This is a genomic window from Pseudomonas sp. NPDC088444, from assembly GCF_044900175.1.
Lineage (GTDB): Bacteria > Pseudomonadota > Gammaproteobacteria > Pseudomonadales > Pseudomonadaceae > Aquipseudomonas.
This window is the reverse complement of the sequence record NZ_JBJDNK010000009.1, coordinates 305315-325497: the sequence shown is the minus strand read 5'-3', so window position 1 is coordinate 325497 and position 20183 is coordinate 305315. Positions and strand designations below refer to the sequence as shown.

At 58.7% G+C, this 20183-nt stretch carries 18 protein-coding genes; 8 read left to right on the top strand and 10 right to left on the bottom strand.

The genetic code is table 11. From position 1 onward, the window contains the following. Positions 1–6: 6 nt before the first annotated feature. From cysC to ACI2KB_RS19550, 4 genes are all read right to left on the bottom strand, one after another. Positions 7–666 carry an adenylyl-sulfate kinase gene (gene cysC, locus ACI2KB_RS19565; RefSeq protein WP_404636966.1) on the bottom strand — a complete coding sequence of 220 codons (660 nt, stop codon included), beginning with the start codon at positions 664–666 and terminating at the stop codon, positions 7–9. Then, complete coding sequence (locus tag ACI2KB_RS19560) at positions 659–1354, bottom strand: sulfotransferase family 2 domain-containing protein (protein WP_404636964.1); 696 nt, start codon at positions 1352–1354, stop codon at positions 659–661. The genes cysC and ACI2KB_RS19560 overlap by 8 nt, the downstream gene beginning before the upstream one ends. Positions 1355–1585: 231 nt before the next feature. Beyond that, positions 1586–3424: a J domain-containing protein gene (locus ACI2KB_RS19555; RefSeq protein ID WP_404636962.1), complete on the bottom strand. Its 1839-nt coding sequence runs from the start codon at positions 3422–3424 to the stop codon at positions 1586–1588. Positions 3425–3429: 5 nt separating this feature from the next. Beyond that, positions 3430–5124, bottom strand: a complete 1695-nt coding sequence (locus ACI2KB_RS19550) for a molecular chaperone HscC (RefSeq protein ID WP_404636960.1) — start codon at positions 5122–5124, stop codon at positions 3430–3432. A 250-nt stretch (positions 5125–5374) separates the two neighbouring features. Between ACI2KB_RS19550 and ACI2KB_RS19545 the strand changes: the two genes are divergently transcribed. From ACI2KB_RS19545 to ACI2KB_RS19510, 8 genes are all read left to right on the top strand, one after another. Beyond that, positions 5375–5800, top strand: a complete 426-nt coding sequence (locus ACI2KB_RS19545) for a DUF1795 domain-containing protein (RefSeq protein WP_404636958.1) — start codon at positions 5375–5377, stop codon at positions 5798–5800. 41 nt (positions 5801–5841) lie between these two features. After that, positions 5842–7203 carry a PAAR domain-containing protein gene (locus ACI2KB_RS19540; protein WP_404636956.1) on the top strand — a complete coding sequence of 454 codons (1362 nt, stop codon included), beginning with the start codon at positions 5842–5844 and terminating at the stop codon, positions 7201–7203. Then, on the top strand, positions 7193–7426 hold the full coding sequence (locus ACI2KB_RS19535; RefSeq protein ID WP_404636954.1) for a hypothetical protein: 234 nt from the start codon (positions 7193–7195) through the stop codon (positions 7424–7426). The genes ACI2KB_RS19540 and ACI2KB_RS19535 overlap by 11 nt, the downstream gene beginning before the upstream one ends. Beyond that, positions 7423–7881 (top strand): GTP pyrophosphokinase, encoded by a 459-nt coding sequence (locus tag ACI2KB_RS19530; RefSeq protein WP_404636952.1) that lies wholly within the window; start codon positions 7423–7425, stop codon positions 7879–7881. Before ACI2KB_RS19535 ends, ACI2KB_RS19530 begins: the two co-directional genes overlap by 4 nt. A gap of 221 nt (positions 7882–8102) precedes the next feature. After that, entirely contained in the window at positions 8103–8546 is a 444-nt protein-coding gene (locus ACI2KB_RS19525; RefSeq protein WP_404636950.1) for a DcrB-related protein, read from the top strand. 3 nt (positions 8547–8549) lie between these two features. Further along, on the top strand, positions 8550–9821 hold the full coding sequence (locus ACI2KB_RS19520; protein ID WP_404636948.1) for a PAAR domain-containing protein: 1272 nt from the start codon (positions 8550–8552) through the stop codon (positions 9819–9821). After that, positions 9818–10213: a DUF6911 family protein gene (locus ACI2KB_RS19515; protein ID WP_404636946.1), complete on the top strand. Its 396-nt coding sequence runs from the start codon at positions 9818–9820 to the stop codon at positions 10211–10213. The genes ACI2KB_RS19520 and ACI2KB_RS19515 overlap by 4 nt, the downstream gene beginning before the upstream one ends. 395 nt (positions 10214–10608) lie before the next feature. Next, positions 10609–11004 carry a DUF6911 family protein gene (locus ACI2KB_RS19510; RefSeq protein ID WP_404636944.1) on the top strand — a complete coding sequence of 132 codons (396 nt, stop codon included), beginning with the start codon at positions 10609–10611 and terminating at the stop codon, positions 11002–11004. A 133-nt stretch (positions 11005–11137) separates the two neighbouring features. Here the strand turns inward: ACI2KB_RS19510 and ACI2KB_RS19505 are convergent, their stop codons facing one another. The 6 genes from ACI2KB_RS19505 to ACI2KB_RS19480 form a co-directional block, all read right to left on the bottom strand. After that, positions 11138–13078: a type VI secretion system Vgr family protein gene (locus ACI2KB_RS19505; protein ID WP_404636942.1), complete on the bottom strand. Its 1941-nt coding sequence runs from the start codon at positions 13076–13078 to the stop codon at positions 11138–11140. A gap of 153 nt (positions 13079–13231) precedes the next feature. After that, entirely contained in the window at positions 13232–15913 is a 2682-nt protein-coding gene (gene tssH, locus ACI2KB_RS19500) for a type VI secretion system ATPase TssH (RefSeq protein WP_404636940.1), read from the bottom strand. After that, entirely contained in the window at positions 15906–16985 is a 1080-nt protein-coding gene (tssG, locus tag ACI2KB_RS19495; RefSeq protein ID WP_404636938.1) for a type VI secretion system baseplate subunit TssG, read from the bottom strand. The genes tssH and tssG overlap by 8 nt, the downstream gene beginning before the upstream one ends. Further along, on the bottom strand, positions 16949–18808 hold the full coding sequence (tssF, locus tag ACI2KB_RS19490) for a type VI secretion system baseplate subunit TssF (protein WP_404636936.1): 1860 nt from the start codon (positions 18806–18808) through the stop codon (positions 16949–16951). The genes tssG and tssF overlap by 37 nt, the downstream gene beginning before the upstream one ends. Next, complete coding sequence (tssE, locus tag ACI2KB_RS19485) at positions 18805–19317, bottom strand: type VI secretion system baseplate subunit TssE (protein WP_404636934.1); 513 nt, start codon at positions 19315–19317, stop codon at positions 18805–18807. The genes tssF and tssE overlap by 4 nt, the downstream gene beginning before the upstream one ends. Next, on the bottom strand, positions 19314–19742 hold the full coding sequence (locus tag ACI2KB_RS19480) for a hypothetical protein (protein ID WP_404636932.1): 429 nt from the start codon (positions 19740–19742) through the stop codon (positions 19314–19316). Before ACI2KB_RS19480 ends, tssE begins: the two co-directional genes overlap by 4 nt. Between the last annotated feature and the right edge of the window lie 441 nt (positions 19743–20183).

The following is a 20183-nucleotide window of genomic DNA, read 5'->3' as shown; positions in this document are numbered from 1 at the left end:
CCTGCACTAGCGCGTCAATGTATGAGCGCTGGTGAAGGCGTGCCAGGCGCCGTTTTGAGGTCGGCTTTCCAGAAGCCGAGAAAGCAGTTGGTCGATGAACAGACTCCCGCAATCGGCGCTGGTGTCGACCACGAACTCAGGGTCTATCGGCGGCTCATAAGGGCTGTCGATACCGGTGAAGTGCTTGATCTTGCCTTCGCGCACGGCTCTGTAAAGGCCTTTGGCGTCGCGGCGCATGCACTCGCGCAACGGCGTACTGACGTGCACTTCAATGAACTGGCCTTCGGCGAAATGCTGGCGAATGGCGTCCCGGTCTTCGCGATACGGTGAAATGGCCGAGACGATCACGATCAATCCCGCATCCACCATTAGCCTTGCGACTTCCCCGATACGCCGCACGTTTTCCCGACGGCTCTGTTCGCACATGCCCAAGTCTTGGCACAGACCTCGACGCAATCGATCGCCGTCGAGCAGGTAACTGTGCAGCTGGTGAGCGACCAGTGTCTGGTCCAGATGACTGCCCAACGTGGTTTTGCCCGCGCCGGACAAGCCTGTGAACCAGATGCAGCAGGCTCGCTGCTGTTTGAGGGATTGGCGCTCGTGCTGCCCGACCGTTAACGGGGCGTCAATGATCAGGGGGCGGGGTTCGGTTCTTTGATCATTCATAGGAAAACAGCTCGTAGTCTCGGGCGTAGACCTCGCGAATGCGTTTGCGTGACGCCTCGGAGCAGAGTGTTGCGGTTTGATAGCGTGGACCGGGGGAACGGTTGAGGTGCCGCAGTTGGGTGCTGATGCCCAAGTGTTCGCAGAGGGTGGCGAAGTCCGATTCCAGATGTTCCTGACGGCCGATGAAGTCCACGGAAATCTGGCCCATGCCGTTTTGCAGAAAATGATACTGCGGCGCGAAGTGTATTTGTTTCGACACATTCTCCGGGTGTAACCAGCCATCGACGAACGTATCGAAGCGAGAGTAACGGCTGACCAGCTCGAAAGCGGCTCTGTCCCGTGGCTGCGGATTCTGTAGTAAGTAACGATAAGCCGACAGTGCTCGATGTAATGGATTACGTACAAAGCCAAACTTGAAGTATTGCTCATAGCGGTCTTTGAACTGCTTCTCGTACCAGTATAAGGGCAAGTGGCCGGTGGGTGTGTCGCCAAAAATCGACATCGCCACGCTACTTCCCGCGCATTTTGGAACGTGGATGAAGATGCACTCGAAGTGGTCGAAAGCCTCGGGAAATCGGGCCTTGCGCGACAGCGCCTTGTTGACCACCTGACGGTCCACGACGGAAAGTCGCTCCAGCAAAAACTCGCGCTGGTGCTTTGGAAATAACTTCCAGAGTATGTGGTTCATGAGAAGTAACCTGTAACTGGGGTCTGAAGCGATGTTCAGACTACAGGCACTTATAACGAAAGGGTTGAACTTTGCAAATACTTTACGCTGGCCAAATGCGAGCGGGAAGTTTGTAGTTTTTTGTAAGTTTTCAGATACGTTGGCTACAATTAGTTATTGTTAGTTTATTCAGTAAGTTGCAGGCGGTGCGCAGCGCGCTGCAACGTTACTGTCGAGCCTGTGCGAATCGGCTCAGTCTGATTGCGTTTGCAATTCACTCTGCAACCGATTCTTCAACCTTAAACAACGACTGATCTTCTGTTCACGTGTTTCGTTGGTGCACCGCTGTGGCACCAACGAGTGACGGCATTCCTTCTCCATCAGTTCAATGCTCTGCTGGCTATAGCAGTCCAGTTGCGAGGCTGAGGCTACCGGGGAGGTAAATGAAGGGGACGTGGCTGTGGCTGGGTTTGTCGGTGTCTTTGACGCCGATGGATTCAATACCAGCGACATCGCGAACGCAGCAATGGCGACAGCCGAGAGCGAGAGCTTTCTGAAGTGCACGTGCCAGAAACGGCGCACAGCTCCCCGGACCTGCGCATAAATGTGCGGATGGCGATACGGCGAGAGAAAAAACCACGCGGACATCAAAAGTCCGTAACACACCAGCGCCGGGAAACCCTGCTGCGCCACTACAACGCCGCCCACCGCCAGTGGCACCCCGTGGCGAATCAGCAAGGCCTGCGATGCGGGCCAGTGCAGCCACTCCGGAAGCACCTTGTCGCTGATCCACTCGTCCGTGTTTTCAACCGCCAGTGAAATGGGGCGCCAGACCCGCATGAAAACACGGCAGATGCCGGTCATGATGACGGGGTACAGCAGCAGAATGAGTGCGGCTTTGCTCCCTTCCAGCGGCCCTTTCATCATCTCGTTCGGGATCATGAAAAACAGACTGAACAGCAGCCAGCCGAACCATGTCCAGACGGAAGGGTTCAGCGGCGCCACCTGCAATTCCCTCCACGACTTCAGGTCGGCCTGTGGAAAGCGATCGAGCATTTCCGGATAGCGGTTGTTGATGGTCGAACACAGGCGCTCACAGGTGACCCACACATCGGCGCTGCAAAAGCGCGCCAGCCGCAAACGGTCGACCTTGCGCCCCGGTTTCAGCACCAGCATGGCGGCCTTGTCTTCGACGCTGTCGGTTCGGCCACTGGCAACCCGTCGCTGCCAATGCTCGATGTAGGCGTACTTTTCGCAACGCTCGATCAGGTGCCGCCAGATGAACTCCGGCTGGGGAAAGATCCCCTTGCGGTCATCCCAACCGAACAGCGCGCAGATACGGTCGAACAGCGCAGCGGTCCAGCCCTTGTGGTTGTGCAGGAAAAACATCGTCCAGCGCTGAAACTGGTCGCGGCGTTCCAGCGAGGCCAGCCATGGCTGTTGCGTCAAGGTGTCCAACGCGGCCAGAAAGGCCCGTTCTTGCCCCTCGCTGAGCATCTGTTCAAGCACAGGGCCTTCGATGTCCAGCAATTGGTGGGTGAGTTGGACTTCCTGATCCGCACTCAGACGTAACGTCTGCCAAGGCGTCAGCCAGCGCAGATGGGCCACGGCGGCGCTCAGCAGGTCATTGTCGGTGTGCGCATCGTCCAGGCAGCGCTCCAGCAGACGCTGTTGAAAGGGCAGGTCGCAATTGTGCTCCACAGCGTTTTGATGTTGCTCTGGTATGTTCTGCGCGGTGGTTTCATCCACCAGTTGGTGAACCGTTTGGCGCGCGACTGTCGCGGCATCTGGCGCTGGCATGACCCGATTGACGAGCAAAGTGTCTTGCGGCGCGGGTGGCTTTTCAATCGACGCCGATTCGATCAGCGCCTCCATAGGCCGTGCAACGGCGGCCGTTGGCGTGTCGACATCATCCTCGTCATCAACCCGGTTCCGGGCCCAGTCGAGTGCCCGTTCATAAGCCTCACGCAAACGCTGAAAGGCCTCCGGGTCGTCGTCGGGGCGCGTGACCTTGAGCAGCTTGGCGTACTGGCGTTTGACGGTGCGCTCATCGGCGTCGTCTTCAAGGCCCAATACAGTCCAGGGGTTCATGGCGTTCACCAGTCACCCCGCTCGAAACGTTCGACCTGTTCGACCAGCCGCTTGCGCACCTCGCTGATCTGGCGCTCATCCTGGGTTTCCAGCACGCGCTGAAACTGGTTGGCCCAAGAGCCGACCAGTTCACGGGCGTCGCCCAGATATTCCTGATACAGACGCTCCAGACGCGCGGTCAGGTGGGTGTTCACTTGCTGCTCCCGAGGGTGAATCTTCAGTGAGTTCAGCGCGTTCAGGCGCTCTTGAATCTCATCGGGGGTGAGAACGCCCGGGTTGTTCTCGATCACCAGCGTGTGCGCTTCGCCCGTCAGCGGAATGCGCACATCGGCCTCCAGAATGCCGTTGTTGTCGTAGGTGAAGCGCACATCCAGTTCGACTTCTCCGGCAGGACGGCGTGGCACCTTGATCTCCAGTTCGCCCAGCGCGACGTTGTCTTTCACCTTGCGGCTTTCGCCCTGAAAGATCTTCACGATGACAAAGGACTGATGATCATTGACCGTATTCACGGTTTTCACCCGGCTGACCGGCACCACGGTGTTGCGCTCGATGATCGGCAGGTAATGGCCGGATTCGTAATGTTCGCCGATGCGGTGCGTGGTCTCGATCCCCAGCGTGTAGGGGCAGACATCGGTCAGAACCACCTCCTCCAGCGCCGAGTCTCGTGCCTTCAACGCTGCCTGAATCGCAGCGCCTTGAGCGACCACTTCATCCGGGTTGAGGGTGATCGACGGAAAGCGCCCGAACAGGCTGGCTGTCAGTTTGCGAATCAGTGGCATGCGCGTGGTGCCACCTACCAGCAGGATCTCGTCCAGATCGGCAACGCGGATGCGCGCATCACGCAGAGCGCGTTCAATGGGCGCGCGCAGGCGGTCCATCAGCGGAGCGTACAGTCCGATCAACTGATCCTGAGTGATGGATTTGCGCCATTCCTGATCGGAGTGGCGCAGCACGAAGTCGACGCTCGCCTCCTGCCCCAAGGCTTTGCGCACGCGTTCGGCTTCTCGACGCAAAGCTTGCTTGACCGAGGGCGTCGCCGGAAAGTTCGCTTCGTTCTTGTGCAGCGCCACGAAGTGATCCAGCAGCAGGGTGTCGAAGTCTTCGCCGCCCAGGAAGTTGTCCCCGGCGCTGGCGCGCACTTCCATCACGCCGTCGAACAGCTCCAGAATCGACACATCGAACGTGCCGCCTCCCAGATCGAACACCAGAAACGACGTTTCGCTGTCTTTCTGATGCAGGCCATACGCAAGCGCGGCGGCGGTCGGCTCGTTGATCAGCTTGTCCACCTTCAGCCCGGCCAGCTCACCGGCCACCCGGGTTGCCTTGCGTTGTGCATCGCTGAAATACGCCGGAACGCTGATGACCGCTTCGGTCACCGGCTCGCCGAAAGCACGTTCCACATCGGCTTTCAGGCTCTTGAGCACCAGTGCCGACAGCTCTTCGGCCCGATAACTGCGCGTTCCGAGTTTCACTTCATGCGCACTGCCCATGTGTCGCTTGAACAGCGCGGTGGTCAGTGTCGGATGGGTTTGCAAACGCTCGCGTGCGGCCTTGCCCACCAGCACATGCCCCTCGTCATCCAGCCCGACCACGCTGGGCGTCAACAACTCGCCCAGCGCGTTGCTGACCAATTGAGTGGCGCCATCATGCCAGATGGCGACCAGGCTGTTGGTGGTACCCAGATCAATACCGACGATCATGTCGAACGTGCTCCTTGCGGGACTGCTGTGTCTGTTTGAATCAGACGAATGAACAAGTGGGGTGATTAGAGGCTATCGGCGGGGTGGTGTGGGGCTTGAGTGGGGCGGTCCGTCAGATTCGCATGCTGGAACGAGCACCGATACACATTCTCGGTCATTCTTCCGGTCCTTTTCCTTGCTTGTCAGCCAGCATTGCCCGAAAATTTTGCGTTCTTAGAGCCACTCACCTACACGGACAGTAACCCTTCTCATGACGCCTTATCGCATTCAAGAAGCTGACCTCGAAATTCCCGAAACCTGGCAGGACCAGAGCATCAATATCTTCAAACTGCCTGCGGTGGGCGGGGCGAAAGAAGCCAGTTTCGTGATCAGCCGGGATGCGGGGCAAGGTGAAGCATCGTTCGCCGATTACGTCGCCAACCAACTGAAAAGCGCCGAACAGCAATTACCCGGCTTCAAGCTCGCCCAGACCTGGGATTTCGTGCTGCACGGCCACGCCGCCACTTTGATCGATTACACCTGGCAACGAGAAGGGCGCGAGCTGATGCTGCGCCAGGTGTTCATCGAGCGTAAGCCTGCGGTGTTGATCACCACCCTGACCACCACGCCCGGGGATCTGATTCATCATGAGCCTGCGTGGAAACAGGCAATGGCGACGTTGACGCCGAGGTCATGACTCGCTGACGTGATTGATTCGATCAAGGAAGACGTAACGCAATGGATGCTCAAGCAGCAGCACGGTTAGGCGATGAGATAGCCCACGGTTTCGGGGTCGCGGCGATGATCGGCGGCGCCGTGGCAGGGGCGTTGATCGGTGCTGCGGTGGTCGCGGCAACGGTTGCCACGGGCGGTGTCGCATTGGCGATCATGGCCGGCTCCATCGCAGCAGGCGGTCTGTCGATGTTCCAGATCGTCAAAGGTCTGAGCACCATTTTCAATTTGCCGGAACCCACGACCGGGGCACTTATTCGAGGCAGCCCCGACGTCTACATCAACTTGCGTAACGCCATGCGTGCGGGTGAGGACGTCTCGTCGTCCTGTAGCGGCCTGCCGCTCAATCATCCCTTGTGGCCGTTTCCCGTGCTTATCGCCGAAGGCAGTGCGACGGTCTACATCAACGGCAGCCCGGCAGCGCGGCTGCACAGCAAAATGGTGTGCGGCGCACACATCAAGACAGGCAGCGAAGACACTTTCATCGGCGGGCCAACCCTCTCCGTGGCGTTCGTGCTCGACATTGAAGGCTGGATGCATACCGGGCTTGAAGCACTGGGTCTGATTGCAGCAGGCGCCGGGCTGGTGCTCGCGGCGATGGCGGGTGTGGCCGCCTTGGCAGGTTTTGTCGTGATCGGTGGCGCGGTCATGGGCGGCATGGCTCTACTCGGCGATCTGGGTGACCGCCTCGGGCCGGGCTACCGGGATCTGCTGCAAGGCGTTGCGGGGATGGCGTTGTTGGGGTTGGGGCCAAAAATGGCGAAGCTGGGCAAGCCCACAGCTCCCAAAACGTTCGAGGAGATCTACGCCCGGGCGCCCGCGGCCAAAGCCGAGATCGACGCGGTTGCTGATGAAATCGCAGCTCAGTACGGGGGTAAAGTGGCCAAGGCGCCGATCAAGTCCCAAGCGCGAGCGCTGGAGAAAATCAACAACGATTACGACGGCGATCCGACGCGCATCAAGGACCTCGCACGCAACACCATCATTGTTGAAGCCGATCAGGTGCAGACGGTCGCCGCCGAACTGAGCAGCCGAGGCGCCAACGTCAAGATCATCGACGGCGCCACCAACGAAATGGGCTACAGCGGGGTGAACTCGACCCTGCCGACCCGCGCAGGTATCCCCGGAGAAATACAGGTAAACTCGCCCGAAATGATCTATGCCAAAGAGCCGGAACCGCTGGCCCGAGCGCTGCTGGGTAATGACACCTACGACGCTGTCGCTGCGAAGACGGACGTGCCGGGCGGTCTTGGGCATAAGTATTACGAGGATTTCAGGGTATTGGACAAATCCAGCCCTGAAGCGCAAGCGATCGCAGACAAGAGCAAAGCGTATTACGACGCGGTGAGAGGTGGCAGTGGGAATTAAGGACCTGAGTGCATTTGCCTCGCGAGACGTGTACCTGGATTACGACTTCGAAGAGGTGACCTATCGTTGGGATCACCTGACCCAAACGGCCTATGTCCGATTCTATGGCGCTGACGAAAGTGCCAGGCCGGTGCCGACCGATAATCGCCTCTACAACGATGCCGTGCTCTACGGTCGAGAAATCACCAAAGACGAATACGAGAAAGGATTTCCGCGCCGATGAACGCTCTCGACACGGCCATCGCGCTCGCCTGCAAGGCGCACGCCGGGCAGGTGGATAAGTCCGGTAAACCCTACATCCTTCATCCGCTGCGATTGATGCTGCGTTTCGACGACGAAGACGCTCAGATTGCCAGCGTATTGCATGACGTGGTCGAGGATTCGGACGTGACGCTGGAGGCGTTGCGGGAGGCCGGCATTTCGGAGCGGGTCATTGAGGCCATCGACTGCCTGACCAAACGGCCGGGTGAGGTCTATGAAGACTTTATCGCGCGCATCCTCTCCAACCCCTTGGCACGGCGAGTCAAGATCGCTGACATTCGCGACAATCTGGATTTGACCCGGTTGCCGACCGTTACGGAAAAGGATTTGCAACGAGCGGCCAAGTATCACCGTGCGCTTTCTAGCCTGTTGGGCGCAGGTGATGATAGCGCTGTAACTTCTCTCGGCAGTGCTTAAACGTCCAGCCGATATTTCTCAGGGTTACCCCATGTGCGCCGGTCAAGGACTGCGCACCTTTCGGAAAGGTCCTACGGTGCCGCGAGGCCGTAGCCGACTTCATCGCGCTCCAGCAACGGGCATAAACACGTCCCGAAGAGGGCGATTCGATACAACTCCGGCAGGTCAGGAGGTTGGTGAGCGCTCTCACCCGATCCTCTCCCGCACGGAACGCTCTCGCGATGATGCCCTATCGAATTCAGGAAGCTGATCTCGACATCCCCCAAGGCTGGTACGACCAGACCCTCAACATCTTCAAACTGCCCGCCGAAGGCGACGCCCAAGAGGCCAGCTTCGTCATCAGTCGTGACGCCATCGGTACTCACGGCACCTTTGTTGACTACGTCACTAACCAGTTGGCCAGCGCTGAACAGCAGCTACCTGGCTTCAAGCTCTTGCAGAGCTGGGACTTCGAACTGCATGGCTTTCCTGCTGCGCTCGCCGATTACCTCTGGGAGCGGGAAGGGCACGAGTTGATGCTGCGCCAAGTCTTCGTCCAGCATGGCAAAACTGTTCTGGTCACCAGTCTGACTACGACCCTCAACGACCTGCCACACCACGAGACAGCATGGAAGAAGACCATGCACTCGCTCACGATGCGCCCCCTGCCTGCTGACGACGCCTAAGCGATGGCGAACGACTCCACATCCGAGGGGGCGACGGCCGCTCGGCCTGCCGCACACGTTGGAGACGAGATTGCTCATGGTTTCGGCCTCGCGGGCATGATCACCGGGGCGGTCGCCGGAGCCTTGATCGGCGCTGCGGTATTGGTCGCGACCGCAGCAACAGGCGGCCTTGCGCTGGCGATCATGGGTGGCGCGATTGCCGGTGGCGGCTTGTCCGTCCTGCAGGTCGTGAAGGGCCTGAGCACTGTTTTCGACTGGCCAGAACCCACGACCGGCAAATTGGCAAGCGGCAGCCCCGACGTCTTCATCAACGGCAGACCCGCCGTGCGTGCAGGCGAAGATGTCGCGTCATCCTGCACGGGCCTTGCGCTCAATCACCCGATGTGGCCGTTTCAAGTCACCGTCGCCGAAGGCAGCGCCACAGTCTTCATCAATGGCAAACCTGCTGCACGTGTGGGTAGCAAGCTGGTATGCGGCGCGCATATCAAGACGGGTAGCGACAACGTCTTTATCGGCGGCGCAACGGTGTCAGTCGCGTTCGTCCTGGACGTTGAAGGCTGGATGAAAACCGGGCTTGAGGTCTTGGGCGTCGCTGCCGTGGGTGCCGCCGCTGTATTAGCAGCGATGGTCGGTGCGACGGCGCTTGCCAGTGTGGTCGTTGCCGGAGCAGCGGTCATGGGCGGAATGGCGCTGCTGGGCGAACTGGGAGACCGATTCGGGCCAGGGTATCGCGACCTGCTGCAAGGTGTGGCGGGGATGGTGTTGATGGGGATGGGGCCGAAGGTTGCGGTTCAGAGTAAGCGTGTCATCGCGCATGCTGAGGAAGCTAGGCTATATAAGCGTTATGAGATCCGCGGGCTCAGAGAAGAACCTGAGGTTTTTGCGGAAGGACGAATTGGTCACATTATTTTTCGAGATGTGAACCAGCGAGCTCGGCCGTCTGATCAATCTAATGGTAACCATAAGACTTTGATATCTGAAAAGGTCGCTGTAAAAGCTGCCAAGCGTCGGAAGGCTTTTCCGAATGGCAATATGGCAGATGCACACGCAGAGGTAGCTGTCATCCAGCAGGCGTATGAAAAGGGCCTAACAAAAAATGCTGATATGGTGATGACTGTGCACGGTAAGCGAGTATGTGACTATTGCAGGTCAGATTTGGCGTCGATGGCGAAGGCCTCTGAGCTTCGATCACTTTCTATTTATGAGCGAGAATCCGGGGAACTCCTCTATTGGGAGTTTGGTATGACTAGGTTAATGGAGGATAGCGGGATATGAGATTTTCAATGTCTTGGGTGATTAAGGATGGTTGCGATCGCAACGGGGGGAGCAGCCATGTCGCAGATTGGGGTGAGGTATGGGCTAAGTTAGTACGTCTAGGGTCAAACCCAGGCTCGGTCTCTTTGAATATAATTGATGTTGCCGCTATGAGTCCATTCCGTATCAGTGTGGAAACCGATGTGCGTAATTATTTGGTTACTTTGCTGGAAGAAGTGGAGGATGACACTGAAGTGAGGTCATATTCTAATCCGGCAGCTCGCGAAGAAATGGTGGAGCTTTTGGGTGATTACTGGGATGCCCGACTTCTAACTAGCGATTTTGAATTTGTTTGTATGATGTTTAAAGAGTTTTTCGAAACGGGTGATGTTTCTCGTCAATGGCTCAATTAGTGCTGCTATGAAGTTTTTCGACAATTTTGTAAGTGCTGAGCATAGTCTTTCAATAGGGATTGAAGAAGAGACTAGTCGCTTTTATCTTTCCATCCTTGTTAGCAATGGAGCGGTTGATTACGAAGAGTATTATGAGCTGACGTATGGAATGTTACGTTTCTTTTCAAAATGACCTCGGCGCGGCGATTTTATTCGCAGACAGTTGCCGTCGACGGGAGTTGGATGAGTGGTTGTTTATCGTGCCAAGCTCCAATAGAGGTGATCCCATCTAACAGTCGTGACTCAACTGGAAGGGTGTCATTATTTAACGTGGATATACGATCATTGAATATATCTAGTATTCGTGGGCTGTTAAATGGTGGTTTTTCATAGTGTACTAATGGAGAGAGTGGAGAATGAAATTCTCAATGTCCTGGGCGATCTCTGGCATATACGAGCGCGGAGGAGGGAGCAGCCATGATGTGGACTGGAGTGAAGTTCGGGCCAAGTTGAGGTTGCTCGTATCACTCCCGGGCTCGGTCTCTCTGAATATAGAATGCGCTGCCGATATGAGTCCGTTGAACATCAGTGTAAGAGCGGATGCCAGTAATTATTTAGTCACTCTTTTAGAAGAGGTAGAGGATGATACTGAAGTCAGGGCGTACTCCAATCCAACAGCCTGTGCAGAGATGGTTGAGCTTCTGGGGGATTATTGGGACGCGCGACTCCTGACTAGCGACTTTGATTTTGTTTGTATGGTGTTCAAAGAGTTTTTTGAAACAGGTGATGTTTCTCGTCAATGGCTAAGCTAGGGTTATTCGTTTTTGTAAATAAAATTTCGATCAACGTTCAGAAGGCTACAGTTTCCCACGCTCGTAGGACTCATGCAGAAACGAGATGGCCAGATAACAAGGGCGCTTATCGTTATAAGCGCCCCTGAGCTACCTACACGGGCTTCTTAGGGCCTGATAAGAAAGTCTTTAAATTTCCATCGATTACGCCTTGAATACCCTCACCCTTCTTATCCACTTCCTTAGCCCCGCCCGAGTTCAAATCCAGCCTCGCGCTGTCGATGTCGGCTTTATTTTTGGCGTGAACCTTGAACGAGGTTCCTGAAATGTTGATCTCTCCATTGGCATTCATTTCCAGCACGCTGTCTCCGCATACCAAACGAATCTGGCTGCCTGCCTCGATCAGATAACGGGTGGCGATGCTGTCAGACTTCTCGCCGCCCACTTGCAATCGGTCATCGCGCTTCACGCCGCGTTTACGGTCTCGACCGATTTTCACGATCTCGTCGTTACCGATTTCTTTATGCCGGTCATGCCCAACGCTGTGACTCTCATCCACCTCCACCACAATGTCCTGATTCCGCTCGGCATGGATGTACAACTGCTCCTCGCCCTTCTTGTCCTCCATACGGATTTCGTTGTAGTTCGAAGGCGTGCCGCCCTTGCTGGACCGGCTTTTCATCCCGCTCTGCGTGGCGTTGGCAGGTAGGTCGTAGGGCACGGTTTGTTCGGCGTTGTAGACGCGTCCGGTGATGATCGGTCGATCAGGATCACCTTCCAGAAAACTGACGATCACTTCCTGGCCGATGCGCGGGATCTGTATCGAGCCCCAATTCTTCCCCGCCCAGGCCTGTGACACGCGAATCCAGCAGGAGCTGTTTTCGTCGGAGTGATCGTGGCGGTCCCAGTGAAAATGCACTTTCACTTCGCCGAATGCGTTGGTGAAGATTTCGTCGGAGGATCGCCCCACGACAACCGCTGTCTGCGGCCCTCGAATGAGCGGGCGTTTGGTGGTGGGTTGCGAGCGGAAGCTTTGCTGGGCGTCGATGCAGATCAGCGCACTTTCGAATTGCAGCCCTGCGGACGCGCCGCCTGTCTCCAGGCTTTCCTGAGTGATCAGGTACTGGGTGCGCACGATGAGGTATTCGCGGTTCTGATCCAGCCGACTGAAGCCGGTCATGCTGAACACGTGTCCGGCGCCCATGCCACGGGCGTTGCCGTTGAGTTCGATGCGTTCGTGAAGACTCTGGATCGCCTCGATGCGGGTGCGCGCGTAGTGTTCGCCGTCCTCGCTTTGCACGTAGCTGCCGGGGTAATCGAACAGTGGATAATCACCTGCCGAATGCGGGCGCGGCATGGCCGAGCGTACGTCGATGCGGGCACTGGGGCGCTGAAAGTCATAGTCGTTCAGTTCCAGCGAGCCGGGCTGGACTTCCTGCGCCAGTTGCCAGCCGCTGATGTGGTCGCGCTCGCGGTGCTGGCCGTCCGGTGGGTAGAACGGCACCGATTCATAACCCGGCGCCGGATGATGCGCGCCGTAGGCGTCGGCCAGTACCAGAAAGTGGCGGTCCTTTTCGTGACGGAAGTAGTAGTAAATCCCTTCCTGTTCCATCAGGCGGCTGACGAAGTTGAAGCTGGTTTCGCGGTACTGCACGCAGTATTCCCACGTGCGATAGGTGCGACTGAGCAGGTTTTCGACATCGGAGAAGCCCAGATCAGAAAACACCTGCTGGATGATTTGCGGGATGGTCTGGTTCTGGAAAATCCGGCAATCAGAGGTACGGGTCAGCATCCACAGCCATGGGCGTAGCGTGACCGAGTAACTGGCGAACTGGCCGCTGTCGATGTTCTGGCTGCAACGCGCGACCAGCCCGTGAAAATAGCGATGGCCCCCGTTGCCCAATTGCAGCGACACGCTCATGGGCTTGCCGAGCAGTTGGTTCAGGTCGATGGTGTTGTCGCTGGAGGTCAGTTGCAGGTTGTACTCGAACGGACGGCCCAACTCGTCGTAGCCGCCCATGTGCTTGAGCAGCAGCACGTCCGGGCCGAGCGGGCTGGTGACCTGTGTCAAGCGGGTGAGTTGAGTGAATGGCATGGGTTATTCCGCTAAAAAATCATATCTACACCTCGAAGCAGCATGGCTTGCCCGCGGCAGCGTTGATCCGACCGCTGCCGCCGGCAAGCCGGACTCCTACAGGTGAGGCGGTGTAAGTCTTGTGGGAGCGAATTCATTCGCGATGGCGCCGGTTCAGGCGCCCGCATCGCTGAACTGATAATCCAGCTGGTTATCCCGCTCTCGAATCTGCACCCCCGCCATTGGCTTGCCGTCGAGCATGCGCGTCAGGAATTCGCGGCTCATGTCCGGCAGCAATGTATTGGTCAGGATGGTGTCGATCATCCGTCCGCCGCTTTCGGTCTCGGTGCAACGCGAGACGATCAACTCGATCACGCCGTCGTCGTAATCGAAGGCCACTTTGTGTGTGCTTTCCACGCGCTTTTTGATGCGATCGAGCTGCAACCGAGTGATCGCTTTGAGCATGGTGTCGCTGAGCGGGTAATACGGAATGGTCACCAGGCGGCCCAAAAGCGCGGGCGGGAAAATCTCCAGCAGCGGCTGGCGCAGGGCTTTGGCGATATCGTCCGGGTCAGGCACGCTGTGCGCGTCTTTGCACAGGTGCGAAATCAGCTCGGTCCCAGCGTTGGTGGTCAGCAGGATCAGGGTGTTCTTGAAGTCGATCACCCGGCCTTCGCCATCTTCCATCACGCCCTTGTCGAAGACCTGAAAGAAAATCTCGTGCACGTCTGGGTGGGCTTTTTCCACCTCATCCAGCAGCACCACGCTGTACGGTTTGCGGCGCACGGCTTCAGTCAGCACACCACCCTCGCCGTAACCCACGTAGCCGGGTGGTGCGCCTTTCAACGTGGACACCGTGTGCGCTTCCTGGAACTCGCTCATGTTGATGGTGATGACGTTCTGCTCACCGCCATACATGGCCTCGGCCAGCGCCAGTGCGGTTTCGGTCTTGCCCACACCCGAAGTGCCCGCGAGCATGAACACGCCGATCGGCTTGCTCGGGTTGTCCAGCCCGGCGCGGGAGGTCTGGATGCGTTTGGCGATCATCTGCAAGGCATGATCCTGGCCGATGATGCGTTTTTTCAGATGTTGATCGAGATTGAGCACCGTTTCCAGCTCGTTACGTGCCATGCGGCCGACAGGGATTCCGGTCCAGTCAGCGACCACCGACGCGACGGCCTGATAGTCCACAGTCGGCAGAATCAGCGGGCTTTCGCCTTGCAGGGCGCTGAGGCGGGATTGCAGATCAACCAGTTTCTCGCGCAGCGCATGGCTTTGCCCGGTCCCTGAATCCTGATCAACAACCCCGGCGACTTCGCGCAATTCGGCGCGAGTGGCCAGCAGTTCATCGACCAGCGACTTCTCTTCGGCCCAACGGCTTTCCAGTGCAGCCAGTCGTTCCCGCTCGCTTGACAACAGGGCCTCGCTATTGCTCTGGCGAGAACCGGTGTCGATGCCAATTGCATGCTCCCGCGCAATGATCTGCAACTCGGTTTCCAGCGCCTCGATGCGGCGACGGCTGTCATCCACCTCCGCAGGCACGGCGTGCAGGCTGACAGCGACCCGTGCGCAAGCGGTGTCCAGCAGGCTCACGGATTTGTCGGGCAACTGTCGCGCCGGAATGTAGCGGTGAGACAGCTTGACCGAAGCCTCCAGCGCCTCATCAAGAATCTGCACCTGATGGTGTTTTTCCATGGTCGAGGCCACGCCCCGCATCATCAGCAGGGCCTTGTCTTCCGAAGGCTCGCCGACCTGCACCACTTGAAAGCGGCGGGTGAGGGCCGGGTCTTTCTCGATGTGTTTCTTGTACTCGGCCCATGTGGTTGCGGCCACCGTGCGCAAAGTACCACGCGCCAGCGCAGGCTTGAGCAGGTTGGCCGCATCGCCAGTACCCGCCGCGCCGCCCGCGCCCACCAGTGTGTGGGCTTCGTCGATGAACAGAATGATCGGCTTGGGTGAGGCCTGAACGTCCTCGATGACCTGGCGCAAGCGCTGTTCGAACTCGCCTTTCATGCTCGCCCCGGCTTGCAGCAGGCCGACGTCGAGGCTGCGTAGTTCCACGTCTTTGAGCGCAGGCGGCACGTCACCGGCAACGATGCGCAGGGCGAAGCCTTCGACCACTGCGGTTTTGCCAACGCCCGCTTCACCCGTGAGGATCGGGTTGTTCTGACGACGGCGCATGAGGATGTCCACCATCTGCCGAATCTCTTCGTCACGCCCGACGATGGGGTCGAGTTTGCCGCTGCGGGCCTGTTCGGTCATGTCCACGGTGAAGCGTCTCAGGGCTTCCTGTTTGCCCATCGCACTGGGCGCCATCGCGCCGCTGGCCTCGCCGGGTGTGGAGGCTGCGTTGAAACCGTCGCTGGCGCTCAGGGTGTTTTCGGGAGAATCACCGACGTACTCGTCAAAGCGCTCGCTCAGGGCTTCGACCTTGATTTTGTCGAACTCCGAAGACAGGCCCAGCAAGGCATGGCGCAGGCTGGGCGTCTTGAGGATGCCGATCAGCAGATAGCCCGTGCGCACCTGGCTTTCGCCAAACATCAGGCTGCCGTAGACCCAGCCGCGTTCGACCGCTTCTTCGACATGCGATGAAAGGTCGGTGATCGAGGTCGACCCGCGCGGCAGGCGATCCAGTGCGTCGGTCAGGTCGCGGGCCAGCCGCGCCGGTTCGACGTTGAACTGGCGAATGATCCGGTGCAGGTCCGAGTCCTGCAATTGCAGCAACTGATGAAACCAGTGCGCCAGTTCCACATAGGGGTTGCCCCGCAATTTGCAGAAGACCGTGGCGGCTTCGATGGCCTTGTAACCAACGCTGTTGAGTTTGCCGAACAGCGCTGCGCGACTGATCTCACCCATGTTCTGTGCTCCTTGCGTGATGATGTGGCGACGTCACTGATTCGGGTGCCGTCGCGGGGGCCTGATCGGCGTAATGACGGGCGAGGATGAGGTCGCGGGCGTCGTCTTTCGGTTGTCCCAGCCACGTGTTGAAGCCCAGGCGGAACTGGCCGTTGAGTTGAAATTTCGGGATGTGAGGTTGCTGTAGAACCAGATTCAGGTCCCAATCCAGTTCGTGGCCCAGGTATTCAGCGACCCAGGCCACCAGGTGCCGGAATGGCTCGCCGTCGGGCAGCATGCCCATGTATTCATCGAGCGTGAGCGGCCCCAGGCGAATGCGGAATTTGTGCTGGCGGTCCCAGACGTGGCTGCCGAGGCAGAAGTCGACGCCAAGCTGATGTGCGTTCACCCCGAGGCGGCTGCGTTCAGGCAGCTCCAGCCACTGGCCGACGTACTCTTCAATCTCCACCGGCAGGCCGAAGTAGTCTTCGAGAATCGCTTTCAATCCATCCGGGTAGCGGGTTTGTGCGGACAAATGCCCGCTGAAGTGCAGCTTGGCGGTGTCGGGAATCAAGCCCTGATCCAGCAGGCTCGGCATGCCTCGACCGCTGAGCGCCGCCAGTCGTGCCGACCAGTAATCGTCATCGGGCCGGTCATGGCTGACAGTCGGTCGCGCCTCGGCCCAGGCCCGGTAGAACAGGCTGAGCAGGCGATGGTGGAACACGTCCAGAAACCGCTTGCTGGTGCTGTCGGCGTTGTTGCGCTGACGCTCGCGCACGTATTCGGTCAGGTGCAACGGCAGCGGGCCATTCGGACCGCCAAGGCCAAAAAAGAACTGCTCCAGCCGCGCGGGTTTGCCGTCCTCGGTTGGCGTCAGAGCCGCCAGCGTCGACGGGGCGAAGGCACAATCGGGCTGTTGGCCAAGTCGCAATGGATCATCCACAAGGCGCAGCGAGTGGCCTACGCGCGGCAGGTCCGGGGATTCGCACTCGATCCGGCGCAGCGCCTGGAAAAAATCGTATTCCCAAGGCGCTTCGTGCATGTCCGTCAGCGTACTCACAGCGTCGGGCGCCTGCCGGGCTTGGCTTTCCATCGCATGATCTCGCCGCGCTCGCGGGTACGAATGACGGTCTCGGTGAAGCTGTTGATGGAGACATAACGCGCCAGAAAACGCTCGAACACCGCACCCAGCAGAAACACACCCGTGCCGCGAAAGGCGTTCTCGTCGAAGGTCAGGGTGATTTCCATGCCCCGCCCGAACACGATGGGGCCGGGCATTGGCAGGCGGCGTGTGCAAGGTTTGCTGCTGACATCATGCAGCCCCTCGATCTGCAATTGCAGGGCGGTGTCGTGATCGTCGCCATACAGGCGCAGCAGTTCGCGTAGTGCTGCTGCGCCTTGGCCGTTCTCGCTCAACGACAGGTAATTCAGCGACAACTGGCTGATCAGGCGCCAGGCCTTGTAGTCGTGGGCGTGACTGGCGCGGGGGCGGCTGGGGCCTGCGACACAGCGGACCGAGGTGACTGGCGCACTGTCCGCGAGGGTGAAGTCGGTCTTGCCACTGCCCACATTCATGAACAGCGGCAGGTCGCGGTTGGTGCACAGCGCGCTGACGCCAAGCTGGCGCAGGTCATGGCGATAGGGCGCCTGCTGGCTGTCCACCAGACTGACGAAGGTCTCGCTGCCGACATAGGTCGAACGCGTTCCGGTGCGGCGTTGCTCATTGGACAGCACGCGAGGCTCACGGCGCAACGTGTAATAGGCCTTGTTGCGGCCATAGCGCGAGGGATCACGCACGGCGTAGAAGGGCAGGAAAGGCTGTTCAGGCCCGGTGCCGTGGCCCGTCACGCCAGTCAACGAATGGATTTCGAAGTCCATGGGGCGGGTCCGGTCGACGATTACATGATGCTCGTTGACCCTGTCTGACAGATGAATCCGGTCGACCCGCCGAGGAAACAGGTTGATCGCCGGGGTGCAGAACGGCACGAACTGCTGCGACCCCACGCTGCCTTCCAGCGTTTGGTCGAAGCGCTCGAAAAGCACGATCAATTCCAGTTCCTGCCCCGAGCACCGTTGAACGGCTCGCCCAAGCTGAGTGAAATCGACGAACAGGTAGCGCTGGGGCAGGGCGAAATACTCCTGCAATAGCCGATAGCCCTGAAATGCCTGCGGCACCACCGGCATCGCGGCTTCCCGGTCATCGAATCCGCGAGACTGCAACGCATCGATCGGCAAGCGTTCGACCCAGTCCGCGCCTGGCTGGCGAACGAAAACTGCGCAAGCGTTACCGAGCAATTGTTCGTACAGACGAAATGGCAGCTCGTCGGCGCCGCTCAAATACAGCGGCAGGTTGTCCAGATCCAGCGTGTTGAATGGCAGCTCGGCACCGGTTTTCAACGTGATGCGCAGTCCGGCCTTGGCCTTTGGCTCGCTGGCGGCCAAGCGTCCCAGCACGGTCGCAGGACTGCCGAAGTAATCGGCCTGGCTCACGTTCAGCGGCCACAGCGTGACCGGGTGGGCACTGCGGTATTCGCACGGCGTTTGAGCATCCCGGCCAAGCGTGGCTCGCAACACGCTGTCGCGGGGCAAAGTGAATCCGCCGCTCAGCGAGCCTTCATCCGGATCGACCTGCATCTGCACCACGGTCATCGAAGGCGTGGGCGCGAGGTAATGAGGGTATGCGATTTCCAGCAGATTGTGGGTGAAGGTCGGGTATTCGGCGTCGAGCTTCAATTGCACCCGCGCGGTGAGGTACGCAAAACCTTCCAGCAGGCGCTCGACATACGGGTCCGCGCATTCGATGCCCGACAGCGTCAGACGCCCGGCGATCTTCGGGTATTCCTTGGCGAACTCCGCCGCGCTTTCGCGCACGTGTTGCAGTTCCTGGTTATACAGCTCCAGCAGGCGCGGATTCATGCGCGCCTCCGCTGCTCGGCGGGCACCACTTGCACGTGGCCGGATTCCAGATCCAGATCGGTGCGCAGCAACAGCGGCAGGGCCACCGGTTGCGCCCACAAATCACCCTCGATCTCGAAGCTCAGGGCATTGTGGTTCATCTGCTCGGGCAGGGTCTGGGCACGGACGCGCAAGGTGTGGCGCAGGATGCGCGGTTCGAACGTGGCAATCGCCTGATGAATCAGGCCTTCCAGAATGCTCACGTCGATACTCGACGCACTGTTGCCCGCCAACGCAGGCAAACCGTAATTGACCACTGACGTTCCGGCGGGCGTATTCAGCGTGGCGTCGGCGTCCAGCAATGACGTGGTGTTGAGCAGCCACGTCAGGTCACGCAGCACAGAGGCCTTGAGCTGATTCAGCGACAGCACGCGCTTGTCGGCGCTTTCCTGAAGATTGCCAGGCTCCTCGTCGGTCAGGCGGTCGAGCAGCGAGGGCTGCAGGCGTTCGCGAGAGGTCAGGGTGCTCACCAGTCGAACTGCCCAACGAAGATTTTCTGGTCCCATCGGCGGATACTGCATCTTTCCACTTTGTGTACGGGAGCAAGTTCTACGTTGCCTTTGAAATAGCGGATAGCTTGCAGGTCGGTCGTGCAGTGTGTGTCGGGAGGTACTACGCGATTGCTGTGCTGAACCATAAAGATGGTTGCCGAGCGGTAGTTTTCGAGAACGGCCTTCGTCAGAAAGGTTTGGCTGAATTGGCAAGGCCAATTCACGTCAAGGCGCAGCAGCGAGTCGTCTGAGCGTGCGAGGGCGCAGTGACCGTTATCGTTGACCAGACTGATTCTCCGGCCATCGAAAGAGATGTCGAGCACGTCCTTCTGATCTTGGGGTTTAGTGCTGGCATACGCTGAAAAAGTGCGCAGGCTCAAGATGAACGCGTTGAGACTTTTCATCACGCGAGCTCCTGGAGCAAGAAGGTTTTGGAGTGTCATCGTGTTCACCAACGAAAAAGGGCTGTGAACATTTTTTGGTCCTGCACGCCACTTCCACATCTGCTCGTGTTGACTGTCGAGGTCTCATACCTTTCGGCGCGCAAACGTATCGCTTGGGATTGCCGTTGACCGGCAGCCACTTCAGATGAGGGCTCACAGTGCTCGACTAAGACAATGGGGATCGACTGATACACCTCCACCCGAGACTCTCCTGCACGGTTTGGACTGAAGCGGCAGGGCCAGGCGATGTTCGTCAGTTGTGTACTACCGTCTTCTTTGAGCAACGCACATTGACCTTTAGCATCCACCAGTCTCAATAGTTGACCACCCAGAGTGACCGTCATCAGCTTTTCCGAGGGCTGCGGGGGGAGCGGAGTAGCGCATGCGTGAACGCTGTGTAAT

Coding starts and splice junctions, on each gene's coding strand:
- ACI2KB_RS19515 (WP_404636946.1), top strand. CDS start 9,818: ATGAGATTTTCAATGTCTTGGGTGATTAAGGATGGTTGCGATCGCAAC.
- ACI2KB_RS19510 (WP_404636944.1), top strand. CDS start 10,609: ATGAAATTCTCAATGTCCTGGGCGATCTCTGGCATATACGAGCGCGGA.
- ACI2KB_RS19540 (WP_404636956.1), top strand. CDS start 5,842: ATGGATGCTCAAGCAGCAGCACGGTTAGGCGATGAGATAGCCCACGGT.
- ACI2KB_RS19530 (WP_404636952.1), top strand. CDS start 7,423: ATGAACGCTCTCGACACGGCCATCGCGCTCGCCTGCAAGGCGCACGCC.
- tssG (WP_404636938.1), bottom strand. CDS start 16,985: ATGGAAAGCCAAGCCCGGCAGGCGCCCGACGCTGTGAGTACGCTGACG.
- ACI2KB_RS19520 (WP_404636948.1), top strand. CDS start 8,550: ATGGCGAACGACTCCACATCCGAGGGGGCGACGGCCGCTCGGCCTGCC.
- tssF (WP_404636936.1), bottom strand. CDS start 18,808: ATGAATCCGCGCCTGCTGGAGCTGTATAACCAGGAACTGCAACACGTG.
- ACI2KB_RS19545 (WP_404636958.1), top strand. CDS start 5,375: ATGACGCCTTATCGCATTCAAGAAGCTGACCTCGAAATTCCCGAAACC.
- tssH (WP_404636940.1), bottom strand. CDS start 15,913: ATGGGTGAGATCAGTCGCGCAGCGCTGTTCGGCAAACTCAACAGCGTT.
- cysC (WP_404636966.1), bottom strand. CDS start 666: ATGAATGATCAAAGAACCGAACCCCGCCCCCTGATCATTGACGCCCCG.
- ACI2KB_RS19555 (WP_404636962.1), bottom strand. CDS start 3,424: ATGAACCCCTGGACTGTATTGGGCCTTGAAGACGACGCCGATGAGCGC.
- ACI2KB_RS19550 (WP_404636960.1), bottom strand. CDS start 5,124: ATGATCGTCGGTATTGATCTGGGTACCACCAACAGCCTGGTCGCCATC.
- ACI2KB_RS19560 (WP_404636964.1), bottom strand. CDS start 1,354: ATGAACCACATACTCTGGAAGTTATTTCCAAAGCACCAGCGCGAGTTT.
- ACI2KB_RS19505 (WP_404636942.1), bottom strand. CDS start 13,078: ATGCCATTCACTCAACTCACCCGCTTGACACAGGTCACCAGCCCGCTC.
- ACI2KB_RS19525 (WP_404636950.1), top strand. CDS start 8,103: ATGATGCCCTATCGAATTCAGGAAGCTGATCTCGACATCCCCCAAGGC.
- ACI2KB_RS19480 (WP_404636932.1), bottom strand. CDS start 19,742: ATGAAAAGTCTCAACGCGTTCATCTTGAGCCTGCGCACTTTTTCAGCG.